General features: G+C 53.2%; 2 protein-coding genes. One reads left to right on the top strand and one right to left on the bottom strand.

Annotated elements, in window-relative coordinates; all coding sequences use genetic code 11:
• The first annotated feature begins 104 nt into the window (after positions 1 to 104).
• On the top strand, positions 105 to 1,001 hold the full coding sequence (locus FDW94_RS13500) for a LysR family transcriptional regulator (protein WP_003026999.1): 897 nt from the start codon (positions 105 to 107) through the stop codon (positions 999 to 1,001).
• On the opposite strand, the gene FDW94_RS13495 is transcribed toward FDW94_RS13500, so the two are convergent.
• On the bottom strand, positions 998 to 2,243 hold a 1,246-nt coding region (locus FDW94_RS13495; protein ID WP_249358485.1), incomplete at its 5' end, for an acetyl-CoA hydrolase/transferase C-terminal domain-containing protein. The two genes, FDW94_RS13500 and FDW94_RS13495, sit on opposite strands and share 4 nt — an antisense overlap.

Genomic DNA, 2,243 nt, shown 5'->3' with positions numbered 1-2,243 from the left:
CCAGCCGGGTTTTTTCTGTGAGCAACTGTAAAAATGAGACCCCACATCCAGTCTTTTTTTTCGCCGTAATGAGGATAGGCCATAGCGATTTTTAAGGGGACGCTATGGATATTTTTATCTCGAAAAAGATGCGTAATTTCATTCTGCTGGCGCAAACCAATAACATCGCCAGAGCGGCAGAAAAAATACATATGACCGCATCGCCTTTCGGTAAAAGCATTGCCGCACTGGAAGATCAAATCGGCTATACGCTGTTTACCCGCAAAGATAACAACATCAGCCTGAATAAAGCCGGACAGGAGCTGTATCAGAAGCTGTTTCCCGTTTATCAGCGCCTTTCTGCCATTGATAACGAAATCCATAACGCCTCTCGCCGCTCGCGGGAAATCGTCATCGGTATCGACAATACCTACCCAACGATTATTTTTGACCAGTTGATTAGCCTTGGTGACAAGTATGACGGCGTGACGGCTCAGGCCGTTGAATTCAGCGAGAATGGGGTGATTGATAACCTGTTCGATCGCAAACTGGATTTTATTATCTCGCCGCAGCACGTTTCCCCCCGCGTCCAGGAACTGGAGAATCTGGCGATTAGCGAGCTGCCTCCGCTGCGTCTGGGGTTTCTCGTTTCCCGGCGCTACGAAGAAAAACAGCCGCAGGATCTGCTGCGCGAGCTGCCCTGGCTGCAAATGCGCTTCCAGAATCGCGCCAACTTTGAGGCGATGCTGGATGCATACATGCGACCCTGCGGGATCAACCCGACGATTATCTACCGTCCGTACAGCTTTATGGCCAAGATCAGCGCGGTAGAGCGCGGGCAGTTTTTGACGGTGATCCCTCACTTCGCCTGGCGGCTGGTGAACCCGTCGACGCTAAAGTATTTCGATGCGCCCGGCAGCCCCATGTATATGCAGGAGTTTCTCTATTCGCTGAAAAATCATCGCTATACCGCCACTATGCTCCAGCATATTGCTGAAGATCGTGACGGTAGCGCAAGTTAGCCGAGCATCGATCCAGTCTCGAGAAGGTTGCGATGCAGATCGAACGCATGGCTGAGATCGTGATGGATATGCCCGCCGGGCGCTTTCTCCAGATAGCGGTGCAGATAATCCCGGTAAAGAGGGTGCGCACAGTTATCGATAATCGTGTGCGCCCGCTGCATCGGAGATAGCCCACGCAGATCGGCAATCCCTTGTTCGGTCACGATCACTTTAACGCTATGTTCGCTGTGGTCGACATGGCTGCACATCGGTACGATGGTGGAGATTTTCCCGCCTTTGGCAATCGACGGCGCCATAAAGATAGACAGGTAGGCGTTGCGCTCGAAATCCCCGCTGCCGCCGATGCCATTCATCAGGTTCACCCCCGCAACGTGCGTGGAATTGGCATGGCCGTAGATATCAAACTCCAGACCGACGTTGAGCGCAATAACCCCCAGCCGACGGATGATTTCTGGGTTATTGGAGATCTCCTGCGGGCGCAGCACAATCCGGCTGGCGAAGAAGTCCATGTTGTCGTAAATCTTCTGTAGCGAAGGGGCTGAAATGGTCAGGCTGGAGGCGCTGGCACCTGTTATCTTGCCCGTTTCCAGCAGATGCACCACCGACTCTTGCAACACCTCCGAATACATCATAAAGGGCGGGATATCCGGGTTCTCGCCCAGTCGCGCCATTACCGCGTTGTTGATATTGCCCACGCCGCTTTGTAAGGGCAGAAACTCAGCTGGAATACGTTTGTGCGCCATTTCTGCCAGCAGGAAAGTGACGACGTTATCGGCAATTTGCTGGCTGACCGGATTGGTTTTATCCGCCGCATTTCCAGCATCGGGCAGCTCGGTATCCACCACCGCAACCACCTTTTTGGGGTCTATCTGTACGCACTGACTGCCTACGCGATCCATGGTATGAAAAATGGGTACGCTGTTACGCCGCGGCGGCGCACCGGGTATCACGATGTCGGCAAACTCCGCCACGCGCGGATTATGGTAATGATTCAATTCAATGATCACTTTTTTCGCCCGCAGCAGCCAGGTCGGCGCATTACCAATACCGCTGGAAAGCCAAATCCGGCCATCTGGCGCAATGGCGGAGGCTTCAATGACGGCAACATCGATCTCGCCAAAAAAGCCGTAATTAACCATTTGCGCCACTTCACTCAAATGGAGATCGACAAACCTCACCTGGCCCTGATTAATTTTCTCGCGCAGGCCCGATGACGTTTGATAAGGCGCCCGCCAGGAAACG

It is taken from the genome of Citrobacter sp. wls757, assembly GCF_005280935.1.
Lineage (GTDB): Bacteria > Pseudomonadota > Gammaproteobacteria > Enterobacterales > Enterobacteriaceae > Citrobacter > Citrobacter portucalensis.
This window is presented reverse-complemented; position numbering and strand designations above follow the sequence as displayed.

What these genes read in the sequence shown, in the direction of transcription:
- FDW94_RS13500 (WP_003026999.1), top strand. Translation starts at nt 105, where the DNA reads ATGGATATTTTTATCTCGAAAAAGATGCGTAATTTCATTCTGCTGGCG.